Genomic DNA, 18,268 nt, shown 5'->3' on the forward strand with positions numbered 1-18,268 from the left:
ATGAGCACGTTTTCAGCCATCGGAGAGGAGCGAGAGATCGACCGCGACGAGTACACCCCGACCGTCGAGCCCCAGCCGACCTGGTGTCCCGGCTGTGGCGACTTCAGCGTCCTGAAGGCGCTGAAACAGGCGCTCCCGGAGGTCGGTCGCACGCCCGAGGAGACCCTGCTCTGTACGGGGATCGGCTGTTCGGGGAAGCTGAACAGCTACCTCGACACCTACGGATTCCACACGATCCACGGGCGCTCGCTGCCCGTGGCCCGCGCCGCGAAGCTCGCGAATCCCGATCTCGAGGTCATCGCCGCCGGCGGCGACGGCGACGGCTACGGGATCGGCGGGAACCACTTCATCCACACGGCCCGGGAGAACCACGACATGACCTACATCGTGTTCAACAACGAGATCTTCGGGCTCACGAAGGGACAGACCTCCCCGACCAGCCCGAAGGGTCACAAGTCGAAGACCCAACCACACGGCAGCGCCAAGGAGCCGCTCAAGCCGCTCTCGCTTTCGCTCAACGCCGGGGCCTCCTACGTCGCCCGGACGGCCGCGGTCAACCCGAACCAGGCCAAGGAGATCCTGATCGAGGCGATCGAACACGACGGGTTCGCCCACGTCGACTTCCTGACGCAGTGTCCGACCTGGAACAAGGACGCCCGCCAGTACGTCCCGTACATCGACGTCAACGAGTCCGACGACTACGAGTTCGACAAGACCGACCGCGTCGAGGCCGCCGCGATGATGCGGACGACCGAGGAGGCGCTATACGACGGCGAGGTCCTCACCGGTCGGTTCTACGTCGACGAGGACCGACCCTCCTACGGCCAGGAGAAGCGTCAGATCGGTGAGATGCCCGAGGAGCCGCTGGCCGAGCGCTACTGGGACGACGACTACGAGTGGGAGCGCTCGTACGACCGGTTCGTCGACAAACACGAGTGAACTGATCGGCCCGGTTCGTGACGCCGACTCCGGTTTTTCGGGTTCGGAAGGTATTTTTTCCGTGGTGACAAAGGAGTTCACATGAGTACCGTATCGACGGAAGAGCGTATCCTCTCGGTGTTGGAGGAGGACGCGCAGGCCTCCTGTGGGGAGATCGCCGAGCGGGCGGACGTCTCGAAGCCAACGGTGCGAAAGTACATCGATAAGCTCGAACGGGAGGGCGTCATCGTCGGCTATTCGGCCGACGTCGACCCGAAGAAGCTCTCGACGCAGTCGATCGCGATCGTCGGTATGGACGTGGACTCGGGCGAGTACGTCTCCGCGACCCGCGATCTGAAGGCCCTCGAGGAGGTGGAGTCACTGTACACCTCCTCCGGCGACCACATGCTGATGGCCGAGGTTCGCGCGGCCGACGGCGACGAGCTCGGCGACGTCATCAACGACGAGCTGCTCGCCGTCGACGGCGTCACCGCCGCACACCCGTCGTTCCTCCAGGAACGACTGAAGTGAGCGCTTCTCCCCGTCACCGGATGGCGTCGATGTCGACCGCCACGACCGCCTCGTCGCCGGCGGGACCGCGACGCACCGCACGTCGGGAGAACCCGTGAGCGCGGTAGAACTCCCGGGCGCTCGGACGGTCGTCGGGGACGCTCGCACGGAGCGTGTCGACGCCGTGGTCGGCGAGCTCCTCGGCGGTGCGCGAGAGCAAGTCCTCGGTGACCCCTTCACCGACGTGCTCCGGGTGGACCCAGAGCGCGAGGAGTTCGGCCTCGGGTCCCGTCTCGTCGGGATGGGCGATCGCCACGCCGATCGGGCCGTCGCCGTCTTCCATTAGAAAGCAGCACTCCGCGCCCACGGCCGCCTCCCTGACGCCCGCGGCCGAGACGTCGAGGAGCGGCGCGCCGATGTCGTCGAACACCGTCGCCTCGCGGGCCCGTGAAACCGTCGTCCGAAGCGTCTCGGCGTCGCCGGGACGCGCCGGTCGAACACGCATACACGAACCGTGGAGAGGGGACTAGGTATACGTTTCGGGGGCGGCTCAGGCGACCGGGGCGATCCCGATAGTCACCGTGACGTCCTCGACGTCCCACTCCTCCGTGAGTCCGTCGGGGTCGCTCGCGGCGTCGGTCGGTCCCTCGAGCCACGCGTCGGCGCGGACCTCGTCCGCGATCAGGTCGGCGTGCTCGTCGACGAAGCCGGCCACGCGGTCGTCGTCGACGGCGACCCCCAGCCGGATCCGGGCCTCGACGTCGAGGTCGAGCTCCTTGCGCATCTCCTGTATCCGGCGTATCACGTCCCGGGCGTACCCCTCGGACTCGATCTCGGGCGTCAGGGAGGTGTCGACGTACACCGTCCCGCCGTCGAAGTCCGCCCCGGTGACGTTCTCGGGCGGTTCGGCGACGTACTCGACCATCGAGTCGTCGAGGTCGAGCGGCTCTCCGTCGAGCGTGAGCTCGCCGGCCTCGACCGCCTCGCGGGTCGCGCCCTGGACGGCCTCCATCACTCGCTGGGCGTCGCCGCCGAAGACGGGGCCGATCTCCGACATCCGCGGCTCCGCGCTCTCGACGAGCTCGTCGAACGCGTCGGTGACGCGAACGTCGCGGGCGTTGACGCGATCCGCGATGAGGTCCGCGAGGCGGTCGACCGCGCCCGCGACCGCGTCGTCGTCGGTCTCGACGACGACGCGCGGGACGGGCCAGCGGAGCTTCCGACCGGCCTGCTGGCGCGCGTTCGCGGCGGCTTCCTCCACGTCGCGGAGGACGGCCACGTCGCGTTCGAGCCCGGTATCGCGCAGGTCGTCGTCGGGTTCGGGATACGACAGGGCGTGGACCGTGGTCGCCTCGCCGTCGAGCGTCCGGTACATCCGCTCGGTCAGGTACGGCGCGATCGGCGCGAGCAGCCGGATGGTCTCGTCGAGGACCGTCGAGAGCGTCGCGTACGCCCCGCGCTTCGAGGCGGAGTCGGCCTCCTCCCACATGCGGTCGCGGACGGCCTTGACGTAGAAGCGGGAGACGTCCTGGGTGACGAACTCGATGGTCGCGTTGACCGCGTCGCTGACGCGGTAGTCGTCCCACGCCTCGGTCACCTCCGTCTCGACGGACTGGAGCCGCGAGAGCACCCACTCGTCGACGAGTTCGAGCTCGGCGTCGTCCAAGTCCGCCTCGGCCGGGTCGTAACCGTCGAGCTCCATGTACTCGAGCGGGAAGCGGAAGACGTTCCAGAGGATGTTGAGCTTGCCCTGGATCTCCCCGAGGCCGTCCCACTCGAACGCGAGGTCGACGCCCTGCTGGTCGTGCGAGAGGAGATACGTTCGGAGGGGGTCGCGGCCGGCCCGGTCTATCGCCTCCTCGGGCGTGACGATGTTGCCGACGGACTTGGACATCTTGCGGCCGTCCTCGTCGTTGGCGAACCCGTGCATGATCACCTCCTCGTAGGGGACCTGACCGACCGCGGCGGTCCCCATCCCGAGCTGGGACCAGAACCAGCCGCGCGTCTGGTCGTGCGCCTCGATGATCAGGTCGGCGGGCCACAGCTCCTCGAAGGCCGCCTCGTTCGTCGGGTATCCGAGGGTCCCCCACGTGGCGACCGACGAGTCGAGCCAGACGTCGAAGACGTCCTCGACGCGCCGGTAGGTCGTCCCGTCCTCGACGATCGTCAGGTCGTCGACCGAGGGACGGTGGAGGTCGATCGAGTCGGGGTCGACGTCCTCCTCGACGCGTTCCGCGAGCTCCTCGCGGGTGCCGATCACGATCATGTCCTCGTCGAGGTTCCCCGCCTCGGCGTCCTCGGGCACCCAGATCGGGATCGGGATCCCCCAGTAGCGCTGCCGGGAGACGTTCCAGTCGGGCGCGTCCTCGATGAAGTCGCGGAAGCGGTTGTCCCGGGCCCATCCCGGGTGCCACTCCGACTCCTCCATGTTCGCGAGGAGGTCCTCCTTCACGTCCGTGATCGAGATGAACCACTGGTCGGTGACGAGCTGGATGATCCCCGTGTCACACCGCCAGCAGTGGCCGTAGCTGTGGTCGACCGTGCCGTGTGCGAGCATGTGGCCGTCGTCGACGAGGTCCGCGATGATCTCCTCGTTGGCGTCGCGGACGAACTGCCCGGCGTACTCGCCCGCCTGCTTCGTGAACTCCCCGTTCGGCTCGACCGGACAGAAGATCTCGAGCCCCAGCTCGCTGCCGCGGTGGAAGTCCTCCTCACCGTGCCCGGGCGCGGAGTGGACGAGTCCGGTGCGGTCGGCCTCCACGTAGTCGGCGGCGTACACCTGCCCCGCGCCCTCGAAGTCCGGATACTCGGCGAGGCGGTCCGCGAGCGGGTGGTCGTACGCCCATCCGAGCATGTCCGCACCCGAGAGCTCCGCTTCGATCTCGTACTCCTCGTATCGCCCCTCCGAGAGCACGTCCTCGACGCACTCCGCGGCGACGTAGAGCAGCTCCTCCTCGCCGTCCCGCTCGGCGCGGACGGCGTTGTAGGTGAGCTCCTCGTCGACGGCGACGAAGGTGTTCGCGGGGATCGTCCACGGGGTCGTCGTCCAGATCACGAGGCTCCCCTCGCGGTCGGCGAGCGGGAACTTCACATAGATCGAGGGGTCCTCGACGTCCTCGTACTCGACCTCGTTGTTCGCGATCCCGGTCTCACACCGCGGGCACTGCGAGATCGAGCGTTTGCCCTGTTCGACGAGGCCGTTGTCGGCGACGTTGGAGAACGCCCACCACGCGGCCTCCATGTACTCCGGGGAGATCGTCTCGTAGGGGTCCTCCCAGTCCATCCACGCGCCGATCGACTGGAAGTCCTCGTCCATCGCCGCCCGGTTCTCGAGGGCGAACTCCTTGCACCGCTCGATGAACGCCTCCATCCCGTACTCCTCGATGTCGCGTTTGTTCTCGAAGCCCAGCTCCTCCTCGACTTTCACCTCGATCGGGAGGCCGTGCATGTCGTAGCCCGGCCGGTCCGTGACCCGGTGGCCGGTCATCCGCTTGTGCCGGATGACGGCGTCCTTCAGCGTCTTGTTCCAGGCGGTGCCGAGGTGCATCTGCCCGGAGGTGTACGGCGGGCCGTCGACGAAGAAGAAGGGCGGGTCGTCGGCGTGCGCCTCTTTCGCCGCCTCGTAGGCGTCCGCGTCGTCCCAGTACTCCTCGACCGCCGACTCGACGTCGGCGGGCGTGTACTGGTCGTCGATCTGCTCCATACGAGTGTGTCCGCTCCCGCGTATTTGAATACGGCGAACTCCGCGTTCAGCCGTCGTCGCCTCCGACCCCGCTCACCGCTCGATCCCCGCCTCCGCGAACGTCGCCATCCGGTCGTGGGTTCGGCAGGCGGCGCGGTAGGTCGCGAGCGCCAGCGCCGCGCCGGACCCCTCACCGAGCCGGAGGTCGTGATCGAAGAGCGGGTCCAGATCGAGCGCGGCCAACTGGACCGCGTGGCCCGGCTCGCTGCCGACGTGCGAGGGGAGGAGGTACGGCCGGACGTCGCCCGCGACCGCGTCGGCGACGAGGACGGACGCGCCCGAGACCACGCCGTCGACGACGACCGGCGTCCGGTCGGCCGCACAGCCGAGCGCGATCCCGGCGAGAACGCCGATCTCGTAGCCGCCGACGCGGCGGAGGACCTCGACGGCGTCGGTGGGTCCACCGACGTCAGCTCCGTCGCCGCCGGCACCCACGCCATCACCGCCGTTGCCGCCGTCGAGCCCGTTTCGCGAGAGCGCTCGCTCCACGACTGCGACCTTGTGCGCTCGCGTCTCCTCGTCGACGCCGGTTCCCCGACCCGTGACCCGGTCGGGATCCGCGCCGGCCAGCGCCGCCGTGAGCGCGGCGGCGACCGTGGTGTTGCCGATCCCCATCTCGCCGAGCGCGACGATCCCGGCGTCGGAAAGTCGCGTCCGGGCGGTCCGCACGCCGGCCTCCAGGCTCGCGATCGCGTCGTCCCGGGACATCGCCGGGCCCTTCGAGACGTCGTCGGTGCCGGAGCCGATCCGCTCGTCGACGACGGGGATCGTGTCGTCTCCGTCGCACTCGTCGACCTCGACCGGCGGCCCGTCGACGCCGGCGTCGACGACGAGCGTGTCCGCGCCGACGACCTCGCCGATCGCGGAGACCGCCGCCCCGCCGGCGGCGAAGTTGCGAACCATGGCTCGGGTCACGGCCTGCGGGTACGCCGAGACGCCCCGGTCGACCACGCCGTGGTCCGCGGCGGCGACGACGACGGTCGGGTCCGCGAGCGTCGGCCGTGGATCGCCCGTGAGCCCCGCGATGGCGACCGCGAGGTCCTCCAGCCGGCCGAGGCTTCCGGGCGGCTTCGTCAGCTCGGCCTGTCGTTCGCGGGCGGCGTCGGCCGCGTCGTCGTCGAACGCCGGGATCGACGGCGGCGAGAAGTCGGGCAACGGGGAGCCGTCGACCGACGAGGGAAAGTCGGGATCGGACACGGTCACGCGTCGAAGTCCGGGAGGTCGTCGGGCGCCTCGTACTCCGATTCCCAGTCGATGTACTCGTCTTTGAGCACGTCACAGACGACCTGTCCGAGCTCGGTGAGTCCGGCGTTGATCGCGGAGACGGATCCCCACGAGTCGAGGTCGGCGTGGTACTCCCGCTCCTTCCAGTCCTCGGGGATGCCCGGCGCGTGATATCCCACGCGGTCGGCAAAGGAGTCCCAGAAGAAGTCGAACCGGGAGACGAGATCGAGGTCCTCGACTATCCGCCAGTCGGACTCGTCGAGGTCGCTGTCGGCGGCCCACTCCGAGAACGCCTCCTCCCAGGCACCCTCGCGCAGGAACGCCTCGAGGTCGTCGCGGCGGTACTCGCCGCCGGCAACGTCGGCGTCCTCGTACTCGTTCGGGTCGACGGCGGACAGCTCCGGCGGGTCCGGCGTCTCGATGTCGAGCGACATGTCCCTCCGTGCGCGCCGGGGAGCCAAAACGGTGCGGGCTCGACGGCGACGGGATCGGAGAGGGAAGCGATCGCGATCCGGTCCTTTTACCGCGCCGACCGAGTATCTCGGGACATGAACGTCCGCGACCGCTCCCGCCGGGTCGGGATCGCCGCCGCGCTCGCCAGCGCCCTCCTGCTCGCCGCGCCGTACGCGCTCGTGACCGGCTTCGACGCCCAACTCGCCGGGTACTACACGGCCGGCCCGATAGGGGCCGGCGGGGTCGCGCTGTTCGCGCTGTTGAGCGCGGTCGTGTTCGCCTCCGTCGAGCGGGGGAACGTCGACCCGGGGACGCTCGCCGGCGCGCTCGTCGTCCTCGGTGCCGCGACGACGCTCACCGCGGCGGTCTGGTGGCTCTCGATCGAGCCGACGACGATGTTCGGCGAGTACCGCTGGCTGGAGCACCACGCGACCGCCGTGACGGTCGTCTCGCTGCCGATACCGCTCTGTGCCGGCGTGTACGCGCGCGAACTGTTGGGCTGAAACGCGGGGTCGTGGAGGGATCCGAACGGCTCGGATCCCGCGAACGAAAGGCCCTTATGGGGCACCGATGTAGTGGAAACCGGACTAGGTCGGGCGGTTAGGCCCCGCTCGTCACCCGTGAGGTAGTCTTCAGCGGGGACCGAACACCGGGCGCGTCCGGATAGACCGGCGCGGGCCCCGAGAGCCAACGTGGAAGCCTCGTCCGCCGGGGACAGCGGTCCGCGACGCCCGCTCGCAGGAGCGGTCCGTCGCGGTTCGTCGGCGACAACGGGTCAGGCGCGGAAGCGAGCAGCCCACCGCCGGACGCCCGTCGCTCGTCGGGTCGCGGGGTGGAGGAGGCAACCGGGATACCCCGTGCCGGAACGCCGGGCCACCCCGGTCGTCCACCATTCATACCGGATCGTCAGTCACGTAGCGACCGCGATCAGTGCTCGCCGCCCGTGCCCCGCCGGTCGGAGTCGAGGTCGATGTCGACCTCCTCGAGGAGCTCCTCGACCTCCTCACGCTTCTCCTGGTGGTCCTCGAGGAACTCACGCATGAGCTCGGCAGCCTGCTCCTTACAGCCGCCACAGAGCCGCTCGCCGTTCACGCACTCGGAGTACACCTCCGTTGCGAGCCCGTCGTCGTCGCCCGCGAGCAGGTACGCGTACAGCTCGTAGACGGGGCACTCGTCGGCCTCGCCGCCCAACTCGCGCTGTTCTTCCGCCGTGTCGCGCCCGCCCGTCGTCGCCGAGCGCACCTTGTCGTAGCCGTCCTCCGGGTCGTCCAGAAGCGAGATGTGACTCGCCGGGATGGACGAGGACATCTTCCCGCCCGTGAGCCCGGTCATGAACCGGTGGTAGATCGAGGAGGGCTGCCGGAATCCGAATCCGTCGTGGTCGATCTCGACCGACCGCGCCAGCGACTCGGCCTCCTCCCGCGTCAGCTCGAACGCGTCGACGTGGCCCTCGAAGACGCGCTTCTCGCCGTCGACCGCCGCGATCAGCGCCTCGAACGCCTCGTCGGTGGCGTTGCGGTCGAAGAAGCGGACGCGCGGGCGGAGCGGCTCCTTGCCGCCGGCCCGCAGCTTCTCGAGGGCGGTCGCCTTGGCATCGACGAGGTCGACCTCCTCGGCGTCGACCGCCGGCGGCTCGTAGTCCTCGAGCCACTCGGCGGCGGCCTCGCATCGCACGTCGGTCTCGGCGTCGTCGCGGTCGTCGGATCCACGGCCGGCGTCGCCTCCGTCGCACGCGAGCGCGTCGTAGGCCGCACGCACCAGCGTCCGCTCGTCGTCGTCGAGCTCGAAGCTCGCGAACGCCTCGGTCACCTTGAAGTAGCGCACGCGGGTCGCGAGGTCCCGAGTCAGTCGGACGTGCGGGTCCTGGTCGGGGCCGACCGGGATCACCGTCGGCTTCGGCTCGTCGACGAGCTGCGGGTAGAGGATGTCCGCGGTCTGAGTGACGACGCTCTGCATGTGCGAGACGTTCGTCTCGCCGTCGAAGCCGTAGATCGCCTCGAACTCCGAGAAGTTGGCCTTCGAGCCGAGTTCGAACCCGAGGTCCTGGACCGCGCGGTTGTCCGACTGCCGGTAGAGCTCCCCCTCCTCGGGATCGAACCCGAGCGCCAGGAGGCTCAGGAGGTAGCTCCGGGCGTGCTCGTCGATCTCGTCCCACGACATTCCGCGAGCCGAGTGGGCCTCGAGGTCGGCGATCAGCCCGAAGACGTCGCCGCCCTGTTCCTGGTGCCAGATCAGCTCGTCGAACACGAGCTTGTGGCCGATGTGCGGGTCGCCGGTGGGCATGAACCCCGAGAGCGCGGCGAACGGCTCGTCGTTCGCCATCGCCTCGGCGACCGCGTCGTACTCGCGGTGCCCGAAGATGACGCCGCGGCGCATCAGGTAGTGCGGGTCGGCGACGTCGTCGGCGACGTCGTCGAACGCCTCGATACCGAACTCGGCGAACAGGTCGGCGTAGTCGCCGACCGACGCCGACCCCCACGGGTCGAGCGCGACGTCCTCGCTCGGCTCGCCGTCGACGCGCTCGGTCCCGCCGTCCGTGCGGGGGGTGTCCTCGTCCATACCGTTTCTCCCGTCGGTCGACGCAAAAACCGTTCGCTTGTACGCGGGAGCGGCTCGCACGCGTCCGGCGTCCGTGAACGTCCGACGGCTTGCGGGCTTTATCCCTCCGCCGGCCGACCGTCCGACATGGCTCCCGATCACGTGCTCGTCCCTCTGGACGGCTCGCCGCTGGCCGAGGAGGCGCTGGCACACGCACTCGCGACGTTCGACTGCCCGGTGACGGTGCTGAACGTCATTACCCCGTTGGACGCCGACATGGCCGAGAGCGGAGTGCTGGAGCCGGACGAGAAACGGGAGCGGGAGGCGAGAGAGCGCGCGCAGCGGCTGGTCGAGGACGCCCAAGAGCGAACTGCCACCGAGGATCGAACCGTCGAGACGACGGTCGAGACCGGCGACCCGGCGGAGACGATCCTCGCGTACGTCGAGACCCACGACGTCGACCACGTCGTGATGGGCGGCCACGGCGGCGAGCGGGGATCGATCGCCCGGCGACTCCTGGGAACCGTCGCGACCACGGTCGTCGGAGAGGCACCCGTCACGGTCACCGTCGTCCGGTGATCCGAGGATACACGGGGACCGCCCGGACCTCACGCGATCCCGAGCACCGTCGAGAGGAGGCGGTAGAGGCCGAACCCGATCGCGACGGACGTGACGAGCGTGATGACCCAGAAGCCGACGGTGACGCCGATCTTCCGGCGGGAGACCCCCGCCGCGCCCGCGGCGAACCCGCCGCCGATGACGCCCGAGATGATGATGTTGTTGAACGAGATGGGGATCCCCAGCGTGATCGCTGCCTGCGCGATGACGAAGCCCGGCACGAGCGCCGCGATCGAGCGCCGGAGGCCGAGCTGGGCGTACTCCCGCGAGGTCGCCTGGAGGAGCCGCGGCGCGCCCATCCACGCGCCCGCGAGGATGCCGGTCGCGCCGACGCCGAGGAGCGCGATCGTGGGCAGCCCGAGCTCCGTCCCGTAGAGGTTCTCCAGCGGCCCGGTCGCGAGCCCCACCTGGCTGCCGCCGCTCGAGAAGGCGACGACGCTGCCGAGGAGGAGCAGGAACGTCCGGATCCCCTTCTCGACGGAGGCCTGCGTCCGGCGGCGGATGAACCGGAACCCGACGACCGCGAACGCGAGCGTCACGAGGAGGACGACGGGGTCGACGCCGAGCGCGGTCGGGAGGGCGACGCGACCGGCCACCGCCGCCGCGACCGCCTCGGCGACGGACCCCTGCGCCCGCTGGGGATGCGGGATCACGCCGAGCCGGACGTTCGCGAGGATCCCGGCGACGACGCCGGCCAGAAGCGGGACGCCGACGGTGTCCGGCACGTCGTCTCGCCGCAGTAGCGTCGCCGTGAGGTACGCGAGCCCGCCGGAAACCGGCGGAACGAGCAGCCAGAACGTCCCGATCCGCCGATACGTCTCGAACGCGGGGTCGCCGCCGATCGAGAGCCCGACGCCGACCATCGCACCCGTCGTCGCGAACGCCGCCGGGACCGGGTAGCCGCTGTAGACGCCGAACGCCATGAACGACGCGGCCACGAGCAGGCCGGTCGTCGCCCCCAGCGGCGTGAACGCGACCCCGTCGATCAGGTCCGCGCCCACCGTCTCCGAGATCGCCCCGCCCTGCGTCAGCGCGCCCGCGGCAGCGAGGATACCGATCAGGAACGCCGCACGCATCGTCGACACCGCGTTGGCACCGATCGCCGGCGCGAACGGCGGCGAGTTGCTGTTGGCCCCGAGCGACCACGCCATGAACAGACACGAGACCGTCGCGAAGACGACGAGCGCCCAGAACGAGACCGCGAGGGTCACGGGGATCCCCTCGACCGATCCGGTCTCGCCCTCACGGCGTCAGCCTCCCGATCGAGAGCCACTCGATCCCGGCCGTCGCGCCGTCGTCGACCCGGTCGCTTCCGTCGACCAGCGCGAACAGCAGCTCCTTGCGGACGCCGCCGGCGAGCCGCACGTCGAGCGAGAGCTCCCGCGGCGCGAACGCGTGGCCGGGCTCGACCACCCGCACGAGGTGCTCGGAGTGCGGGAGGTCCTCGACCGTCTCGACGTCGAGGTACGTCCGGAAGTCCGCGCCGAACTTGAACCCCGTCTTGGGGACGGTCCGACGGTCACGGAGGTCGCGATAGGTCGCCAGCCGGCGGTCGAACCGGTCGCCCTCGACGGCGCGGCCGCGGGCGACGATCGCGGCCGCGGCGCTCGCGGGATCGTCCCCCGTATCGAGGGTCTCGGATCCGTTCTCGCCCCCGCCGTCGTCCACGACTTCCGTGAGCCGGAGCGAGCCGTCCGCCGCCAGCGACGTGGCCTCGACGAGAGAGAGCTGGAGAGCTCCCTCGACCGCGGCGGCCCGCCCCGTGAGCGGCTGGCCATAGAATCCGTGCTCGTAGAGGTCCGACGGCGCGTCCCAGACCACGACGCGGTCGGCGAGCAGGACGCCCGCCAGGTCCGCGGGCGGCTCGTAGTCGGTGGATCCCTCGACGTTCGCCGATTCGGCCTCGAAGTAGGTGATGTCGCTCTCCTCGTCGACGACGGCGAGGGTCTGGCCGGCCACGTCGCCGGCAGGGATCGACTCGCGCTCGCCAACGACGCGCACCGGATGGCGGACGTTCCCGGTGTCCGGCGTCGACCCCCGCTCGTAGGCCACGACGTCGACCGCGTCGGCCACGTCGACCCGGCCCCCGGGCCACGGATCGCGGGCGGGCGAGAGGTAGAACCCGCGGTCGCGGAGGTCGGCGTAGACGAGGTACCGCACCGCGAACCGGTCGACCGCAGCGGCGCTGTCGACGAAGAACCGCTCGAAGCCGACCGGGTCGGTGGCCGCGCCGTCATCGTCCCCGTCGAGAGTCACTCCCGCGAGATCGCCGCGAAACAGCAGATGAGCCGCCTCGATCCGGGAGAGCGCGATGTCGTTCCCGCCGAGCGGACGCCCGTAGCCGCGCGAGTCGTAAAAGCGCTGTCTGGCGTCCCCGCCGACGTGGACGGTATCGCCGCGGAGGTCGCCTGTCGGTTGCATGGTCGCACTCGCGACCGGCCGGGGTAAGGGGGTTGCGGTCGGGAGGGATGCGGTCGGGAGGGGGTGCGGTCGGACAAGCGTAAAGAGCCGGCGGACGGAAGACGACGCATGAACGAGACCGCCGGCGTCAGGCTCACGGTTCGCGCCGCCGAGAAGCGCGACGCGGGCCGCGGCATCGCCAGGCTCCCCGAACCCGCACGCAAGCGACTCGGCCTCCTCAGCGGCGACACGGTCCGGATAGACGGCGAGCGTTCGGCCGTCGCGAAGGTGTGGCCCGGCGCCCCCGACGCGCAGGAGGGGTCCGTCCTCATCGACGCCGACACCCGCGCCAACGCCGGCGTGAAGGTCGGCGACAGCGTCACCGTCCGCCCCGTCGACGTGGTCGACGCCGATCGGGTCGTCTTCGGCGCGCCCGCCCGCCTCGCCGACGTCGACGTGAGCCGGGAGGTCGTCGAACGCGCGCTCGCCCGCGACCTCCGGGACCGACCGATCTCCCGCGGCGAGGCCGTCCACGTCGAACGGCTCGGCGGCCTCCGGTTCGTCGTCGCCGGGACGACGCCCGACGGGACCGTCAGGGTCACCGCCGGGACCGACGTGGCAGTCGAGTACGAGGACGAGGATCGAGGGGCTCGGGTCGACGATCGAACCGTCGAGACCGGTGGCGGGAGGACCGACCCGGGGTCGGACGGAGGCGGCCACACGGCCCCGCCCGGAACCGACGGTCGTCCCGCGGGCGAGGGGTCCCGCGCCGGCGGGAGGTCCCGCGGCGGCGACGCCGGTCCCCCCGAGGAGCACACCGCCGGGGCGACGTACGAGGACATCGGCGGGCTCGACGAGGAGCTGGAGCTGGTGCGTGAGACCATCGAACTGCCGCTCTCCGAGCCAGAGGTGTTCACCCGGCTCGGGATCGACCCGCCGAAGGGCGTCCTCCTGTACGGTCCGCCGGGCACCGGGAAGACGCTCATCGCCCGCGCCGTCGCCAACGAGGTGGACGCGACGTTCATCACGGTCGACGGCCCGGAGATCATGTCGAAATACAAAGGCGAGAGCGAGGAGCGGCTCCGCGAGGTGTTCGATCGGGCGGGCGAGCAGGCCCCCGCGATCGTCTTCTTCGACGAGATCGACTCGATCGCGGGCAAGCGCGACGACGGCGGCGACGTGGAGAACCGCGTCGTCGGCCAGCTGCTCTCGCTCATGGACGGGCTCGACGCCCGCGGCGACGTGATCGTCATCGGCGCGACGAACCGGGTGGACTCGCTCGACCCCGCCCTGCGTCGGGGCGGCCGGTTCGACCGCGAGATCGAGATCGGCGTCCCCGGCGAGGCGGGCCGCCGGCAGATCCTCGACGTCCACACGCGGCGGATGCCGCTCGCCGACGACGTGGACCTCGACCGGATCGCGAGCCGGACCCACGGCTTCGTCGGCGCGGACGTCGAGGGGCTCACCCAGGAGGCGGCGATGACCGCGCTCCGGCGTGCTCGCGCGGACGACGCCCGGGCGCTCGCGGAGGTGACCGTCACGAAGGCTGACTTCGAGGCGGCCCACGCCGCCGTCGAACCGAGCGCGATGCGCGAGTACGTCGCCGAACAACCCACCACGGACTTCGACGACGTGGGGGGACTGGAGGAGGCGAAGGAGAAACTCGACCGCGCGGTGAGCTGGCCGCTCACGTACGGCCCGCTCTTCGACGCGGCGAACGCGGATCCGCCCACGGGGGTCCTCCTTCACGGACCGCCCGGAACCGGGAAGACGCTGCTCGCGCGGGCGATCGCCGGCGAGAGCGGCGTCAATTTCATCGAAGTCGCCGGCCCGGAGCTGCTCGACCGGTACGTCGGCGAGTCCGAGAAGGCGGTGCGCGACCTCTTCGACCGCGCCAGACAGGCCGCCCCGGTGATCGTCTTCTTCGACGAGATCGACGCGATCGCGACCGACCGCGACGGGGCGGGCGCGGGTGACTCCGGCGTCGGCGAGCGCGTGGTCTCACAGCTGCTCACGGAGCTGGACCGCGCGAGCGACAACCCGAACCTGGTGGTGCTCGCCGCGACGAACCGCCGGTCGGCGATCGATCCGGCGCTGTTGCGTCCCGGTCGACTCGAGACCCACGTCGAGGTTCCCGACCCCGACCGCGACGCCAGGCGGGCGGTGTTCGCGGTCCACACCCGCGAGAAGCCGGTCGAGGACGACGTGGACTTGGACCGGCTCGCCGAGGAGACCGACGGCTACTCCGGCGCGGAGATCGCGGCGGTCTGCCGCGAGGCGGCGATGACCGCGATCGAGCGGGTCGCGGACGAGCACGGCGAGGCGGCGAACGACCACGCCGACGAGGTCGGGATCACGGGGGAGGACTTCGAGGCCGCGATCGCGAGCGTGGCGGCCTCCCAGTTGTAGCCGCGGCGTTACTCGTTGCCGTCGCCGTCACCATGGCCATGCCCGTGGGCATGGCCGTGGCCGTGGCCGCCCTCGGTCGCGGCCTCCACGGCCTCCAACTCGCCCGCGCCGAACTCGTCGACGGGAGTCACGCTGTAGTCGACGGTGAGGGTGTCCTTCGTGGCGCGGACCTTCCCGACGAACGTGGAGATGTCGGCGAGACTCCCCTCGAGGACGAAGAGCTCCATACAGTATCGGGAGCCGACGTGGTTGTGGAAGTTGGAGGCGACGAGCCCCTCGTGTTCGTGTCGCAGCCGCATCATCCGCTCCTCGACGCTCGTGGTCTCGTAGTCGAAGAGCACCGTGACCACCGCCATCAGCCGGCGGTCCTCCAAGCGAGCGTCCTCGAACTCGCCGAGGAGGTTCCGTGAGGCCTCCCGGACCACCTCGCTGCGTCCGGTGTAGCCGTGTTCGTCCGCGAACTCGTCGAGTCGGTCGAGCAACTCCTCGGGCATCGACACGCTGACGACGGTCATATAATAATTTACTCCCTCGATGTTGTTAATCCTTTAGGTCGACCTCGTCGCTGCCGGCGTCATCGGGAGTTTTACCTGCGTCGTCTCGCGGGGCGTCATCAGCGATCTCGCGGTCGTCCGTCCGTGCTCTCCCCCCGTCGACGTGGTCGGCGATCCACTCGTAGTGGTCGAGGAGGGCGGCCTCGCCGGCGTCGGTGAGCGCGTACACGTCGGCGAGTCTCTCGGGTCGACGGGTGAGGTAGCCGGACTCGACCAGCGCGGTGAGGGTCGCATAGAAGCTCTGGGGATCGATCCGCTCGTCGTAGTGGGTCTCGAGCCGGCTCTTGAGCGACTGTGCCCGCAGCTCGCCGGCGGCGTACACGAGCACACAGCAGTCGCGTCGCCGCCCGCTGTGGAACCACTTCGTCATACGCCGCGTTTCGGCCGTGGCCTGACGACGGTTTCGGTCGACGACGAGAGCTTCGATCGCTCATCGTTAAGCCCGTCCCAGGAATGAACCGCGTGGCGTGACGGATATCAACGAGACGGGCTGTCGATGGACCGTCTGAGCCACGGATCGAACTCGACGCTACCCTCGATCTCATCGCCCTTCCCCACTTCCTTGCCCGCAGGGTTCCGACGGCCGTCAGGTCCACCCGGACCACTGGCGTGGCCCCACCAGTTGTCGGTGGCATCGAGGGTCGCGTCGTCGTCGTTGAAGATCCCCCGACGTGTGTTGTCCTCGATGTCGTTGAAATCGATCTCCGTCTCGGCGGCGGCCACCTTGATCTCGACCCCGAGGTTGTTACCTTCGATCCGGTTTTCAGTCACGGTATACCCTTCGCCGTCGGCTTCCACTTCGAAACCGACCCCATCGAATTCCGAGTCGGGATCGGAGAGCACGTCCGTGAGATCGTTCCCGACGACTTCGACGTCCTCCGGCACTTCATCGTGATTGCCGGTACCACGGATCACGACTCCGAAACCGTATGCCGTGACCTCCTCGCCGACTTCCGTCACGACGTTGTCCTCAACGGTCGCACCTTCGACGTTGCCCTGTATACTGATCCCGGCAGCACCAGCCTGGTCTTCGTTCCGGAGGTTCCGTACCTCGTTCCGTCGGACCGTTGCGTCCTCGATCGGGTCATCCGCCACGCCACCGAAAACGTTGATCCCGTCGACGCCGTAGAACTCGCCGTTAGGATCGTCACGCTCGAAGTCCCGGACGACGTTGTTCTCGACGATAACGTCGGCCGGCGTGTTGCCGATCCTGATCGCTTCCGATCCCTGAGTCGATTCAGCCGACGGTGGCGAGACTTCGAAACCGTCGAGCGCGGTCCCGTCCTCGCTCAAAACGACCTGTCCGTCGATAGTTGCCTCGTCGTCACGGGAGCCTTCATCGCCGGCGACGCCCGCGTTCGGGCCTTCGAGAGTCACCCCCTCGACGTCGATGGTCACGTCCTCCTTGTAGGTGCCGCTCTCCACGACGATCGTGTCGTCTGGCGACGCGCCGTCGATGGCGTCTTGAATACTCTCTCCCGGTGAAACGACCGCGTCCTGCGCTGCCGAGCTTCCTACGAACGCACCGCTCGCGACTGCCGTTCCGCAAATGGTTTTCAGCACGGAGCGCCGTCGAATTGTTTGGATTTCGTGAATCATCTCGTTCACCTCTCCCGTAGGAGTACAGGAGAAGTACGCGGTCTCACGTACGTCCGCTTCGGATATAAAATTCTGCCGTGGCATCGTCACGCGGCTCGTCACACCGTGTCCAGTACGTGCTTGGCGTCGTCTCGCCTCGTACACGTCGGTTACGTCGCCTCGAGCAGCTCGTCGAACCCCTCGACGCGGCGGTCACCGAGGACGCACCGCCCCCGATCCGCGTGGCCGACGCGCTCGACGTGGACCGCGTCGAGCCCCGCGTTCCAGGCCGCACCCACGTCGCTCTCGCCGTCGCCGGCGTAGTATCCCCGGTCGCGAGGATCAACGCCCATCGCCTCCATCGCGACCTCCAAGGGGCCCGGGTCGGGCTTCCAGCCGGTCTCGTCGGTACAGCAGACGACCGCGTCGAACCGGGAGTCGAGGTCGAGCCGGTCGAGGACGGGGTCGGCGAGGAACTGCTGGCAGTGGGTGACGAGCCCGACCGGCCGGTCCGCGGCGTCGAGCCGGTCGAGCAACCGGGCGGCGTCGTCGTGGAGGTACGTCGCCTCCGCGCGGGCGATCGGGTCCTCCACGTCGTGAAACGCCGGCCAGAAGCGGTCGGGGTCGACGCCCATCCCGCGGAGGGTCCCGGCGCGCGAGCCGCCGAGCCCGTGCCAGAGGACGTACGCCTCACGGTCCGAGAAGCGCCGACTGAGGCGGTCGCCGACGCGGTCGAACACCCCGCGGGTGTACGCCCACTCGGCGTCGACGAGCGTCCCGTCGAGGTCGAACAGGTGGAAGTCGTACTCGGCGAGGACCATGGAGGCGTTCGTAGGCATCGAGTCGATAAGTACGTTGTGGGTGGCGCTCCGGCGCGGGTTCCGGTACGGAGGAATTCCGGCTCGGAGGGACCTCACTCCCGCACGTGGATCGACGAGCCGAGGTACTTGTGGAGGGCCTCGTCGACGTCGTCCGCGTTGAACCGAGGGAGTTGCGCGGCGATCGCGTCCTCGAGCGCGTCGAGGTACGCCCGGTCAGTCCGGAGTTCGCGGAACGCGACGCGCTCCACGTCGATGCCGTCCACCCCCAGCCGCTCGCCGACGAACGCGCGCGCCGACGGCTCGTCGCCGACCTCCCCGCGCCAGAGACGGTCGCGGAAGAGCATCCAGCCTTCCTCGTCCGGCTCGACCGCGGGGATCTCCACCGTCGTCTCGAAGCGGTCCGGGTCGGCACTCGCTCCGTCGGGGTCGATCCGGAAGGTGACTCGAAAGACGTAGGCGGCGTTCACGCCCGTCTCGTCTACCGATCACCCGATAACGGTTTC

At 69.7% G+C, this 18,268-nt stretch carries 17 protein-coding genes and 1 other RNA gene; 6 read left to right on the forward strand and 12 right to left on the reverse strand.

All coding sequences use genetic code 11. From position 1 onward, the window contains the following. On the forward strand, positions 1-939 hold the full coding sequence (locus tag OKW78_RS06880; protein ID WP_281194452.1) for a thiamine pyrophosphate-dependent enzyme: 939 nt from the start codon (positions 1-3) through the stop codon (positions 937-939). Between the two features lie 81 nt (positions 940-1,020). Further along, positions 1,021-1,449: an HTH-type transcriptional regulator LrpA1 gene (gene lrpA1, locus OKW78_RS06885; RefSeq protein WP_281194453.1), complete on the forward strand. Its 429-nt coding sequence runs from the start codon at positions 1,021-1,023 to the stop codon at positions 1,447-1,449. 13 nt (positions 1,450-1,462) lie between these two features. Here the strand turns inward: lrpA1 and OKW78_RS06890 are convergent, their stop codons facing one another. The 4 genes from OKW78_RS06890 to OKW78_RS06905 all read right to left on the reverse strand — a co-directional run bounded on the left by OKW78_RS06890 (position 1,463) and on the right by OKW78_RS06905 (position 6,828). After that, positions 1,463-1,933, reverse strand: coding sequence for an N-acetyltransferase (locus OKW78_RS06890; RefSeq protein WP_281194454.1), 471 nt, complete (start codon positions 1,931-1,933; stop codon positions 1,463-1,465). A 45-nt stretch (positions 1,934-1,978) separates the two neighbouring features. Further along, a complete protein-coding gene (gene ileS, locus OKW78_RS06895) occupies positions 1,979-5,131 on the reverse strand; it encodes an isoleucine--tRNA ligase (protein ID WP_281194455.1) in 3,153 nt (1,050 codons plus the stop codon). 72 nt (positions 5,132-5,203) lie between these two features. After that, a complete protein-coding gene (locus OKW78_RS06900; RefSeq protein ID WP_281194456.1) occupies positions 5,204-6,373 on the reverse strand; it encodes a nicotinate-nucleotide--dimethylbenzimidazole phosphoribosyltransferase in 1,170 nt (389 codons plus the stop codon). Further along, positions 6,370-6,828 (reverse strand): hypothetical protein, encoded by a 459-nt coding sequence (locus OKW78_RS06905; RefSeq protein ID WP_122106487.1) that lies wholly within the window; start codon positions 6,826-6,828, stop codon positions 6,370-6,372. The genes OKW78_RS06900 and OKW78_RS06905 overlap by 4 nt, the downstream gene beginning before the upstream one ends. A gap of 114 nt (positions 6,829-6,942) precedes the next feature. Here OKW78_RS06905 and OKW78_RS06910 point away from each other — a divergent pair, with 114 nt between their 5' ends. After that, positions 6,943-7,350: a hypothetical protein gene (locus OKW78_RS06910; RefSeq protein WP_281194458.1), complete on the forward strand. Its 408-nt coding sequence runs from the start codon at positions 6,943-6,945 to the stop codon at positions 7,348-7,350. 77 nt (positions 7,351-7,427) lie between these two features. Further along, positions 7,428-7,739: signal recognition particle sRNA (gene ffs / locus OKW78_RS06915), an RNA gene on the forward strand. A gap of 35 nt (positions 7,740-7,774) precedes the next feature. Here the strand turns inward: ffs and OKW78_RS06920 are convergent. Next, positions 7,775-9,406, reverse strand: a complete 1,632-nt coding sequence (locus OKW78_RS06920; protein ID WP_281194459.1) for a tryptophan--tRNA ligase — start codon at positions 9,404-9,406, stop codon at positions 7,775-7,777. A 126-nt stretch (positions 9,407-9,532) separates the two neighbouring features. On the opposite strand from OKW78_RS06920, the gene OKW78_RS06925 reads away from it, so the two are divergent. Continuing rightward, a complete protein-coding gene (locus tag OKW78_RS06925; protein WP_281194460.1) occupies positions 9,533-9,964 on the forward strand; it encodes a universal stress protein in 432 nt (143 codons plus the stop codon). A 29-nt stretch (positions 9,965-9,993) separates the two neighbouring features. Here the strand turns inward: OKW78_RS06925 and OKW78_RS06930 are convergent, their stop codons facing one another. Both OKW78_RS06930 and endA read right to left on the reverse strand, forming a co-directional pair. Then, positions 9,994-11,154: an inorganic phosphate transporter gene (locus tag OKW78_RS06930; RefSeq protein WP_281194735.1), complete on the reverse strand. Its 1,161-nt coding sequence runs from the start codon at positions 11,152-11,154 to the stop codon at positions 9,994-9,996. 91 nt (positions 11,155-11,245) lie between these two features. After that, on the reverse strand, positions 11,246-12,424 hold the full coding sequence (endA, locus tag OKW78_RS06935) for a tRNA-intron lyase (RefSeq protein ID WP_281194461.1): 1,179 nt from the start codon (positions 12,422-12,424) through the stop codon (positions 11,246-11,248). A gap of 108 nt (positions 12,425-12,532) precedes the next feature. Between endA and OKW78_RS06940 the strand changes: the two genes are divergently transcribed. After that, entirely contained in the window at positions 12,533-14,812 is a 2,280-nt protein-coding gene (locus tag OKW78_RS06940) for an AAA family ATPase (protein WP_281194462.1), read from the forward strand. A gap of 8 nt (positions 14,813-14,820) precedes the next feature. Here OKW78_RS06940 and OKW78_RS06945 read toward each other — a convergent pair whose 3' ends face one another. The 5 genes from OKW78_RS06945 to lwrS all read right to left on the reverse strand — a co-directional run bounded on the left by OKW78_RS06945 (position 14,821) and on the right by lwrS (position 18,232). Continuing rightward, positions 14,821-15,327, reverse strand: a complete 507-nt coding sequence (locus OKW78_RS06945) for a CopG family ribbon-helix-helix protein (RefSeq protein WP_281194463.1) — start codon at positions 15,325-15,327, stop codon at positions 14,821-14,823. A gap of 25 nt (positions 15,328-15,352) precedes the next feature. After that, positions 15,353-15,736: a PadR family transcriptional regulator gene (locus OKW78_RS06950; RefSeq protein WP_281194464.1), complete on the reverse strand. Its 384-nt coding sequence runs from the start codon at positions 15,734-15,736 to the stop codon at positions 15,353-15,355. 107 nt (positions 15,737-15,843) lie between these two features. Then, positions 15,844-16,929 carry a right-handed parallel beta-helix repeat-containing protein gene (locus tag OKW78_RS06955; RefSeq protein ID WP_281194465.1) on the reverse strand — a complete coding sequence of 362 codons (1,086 nt, stop codon included), beginning with the start codon at positions 16,927-16,929 and terminating at the stop codon, positions 15,844-15,846. Between the two features lie 185 nt (positions 16,930-17,114). Next, positions 17,115-17,765: an HAD family hydrolase gene (locus OKW78_RS06960; RefSeq protein WP_281194466.1), complete on the reverse strand. Its 651-nt coding sequence runs from the start codon at positions 17,763-17,765 to the stop codon at positions 17,115-17,117. Between the two features lie 92 nt (positions 17,766-17,857). After that, the gene (gene lwrS / locus OKW78_RS06965; RefSeq protein ID WP_281194467.1) at positions 17,858-18,232 is read right to left on the reverse strand and encodes an LWR-salt protein; all 375 of its coding nucleotides are present in this window, start codon (positions 18,230-18,232) and stop codon (positions 17,858-17,860) included. Positions 18,233-18,268 lie beyond the last annotated feature (36 nt).

The organism is Halorubrum sp. F4, from assembly GCF_027257195.1.
GTDB lineage: Archaea > Halobacteriota > Halobacteria > Halobacteriales > Haloferacaceae > Halorubrum.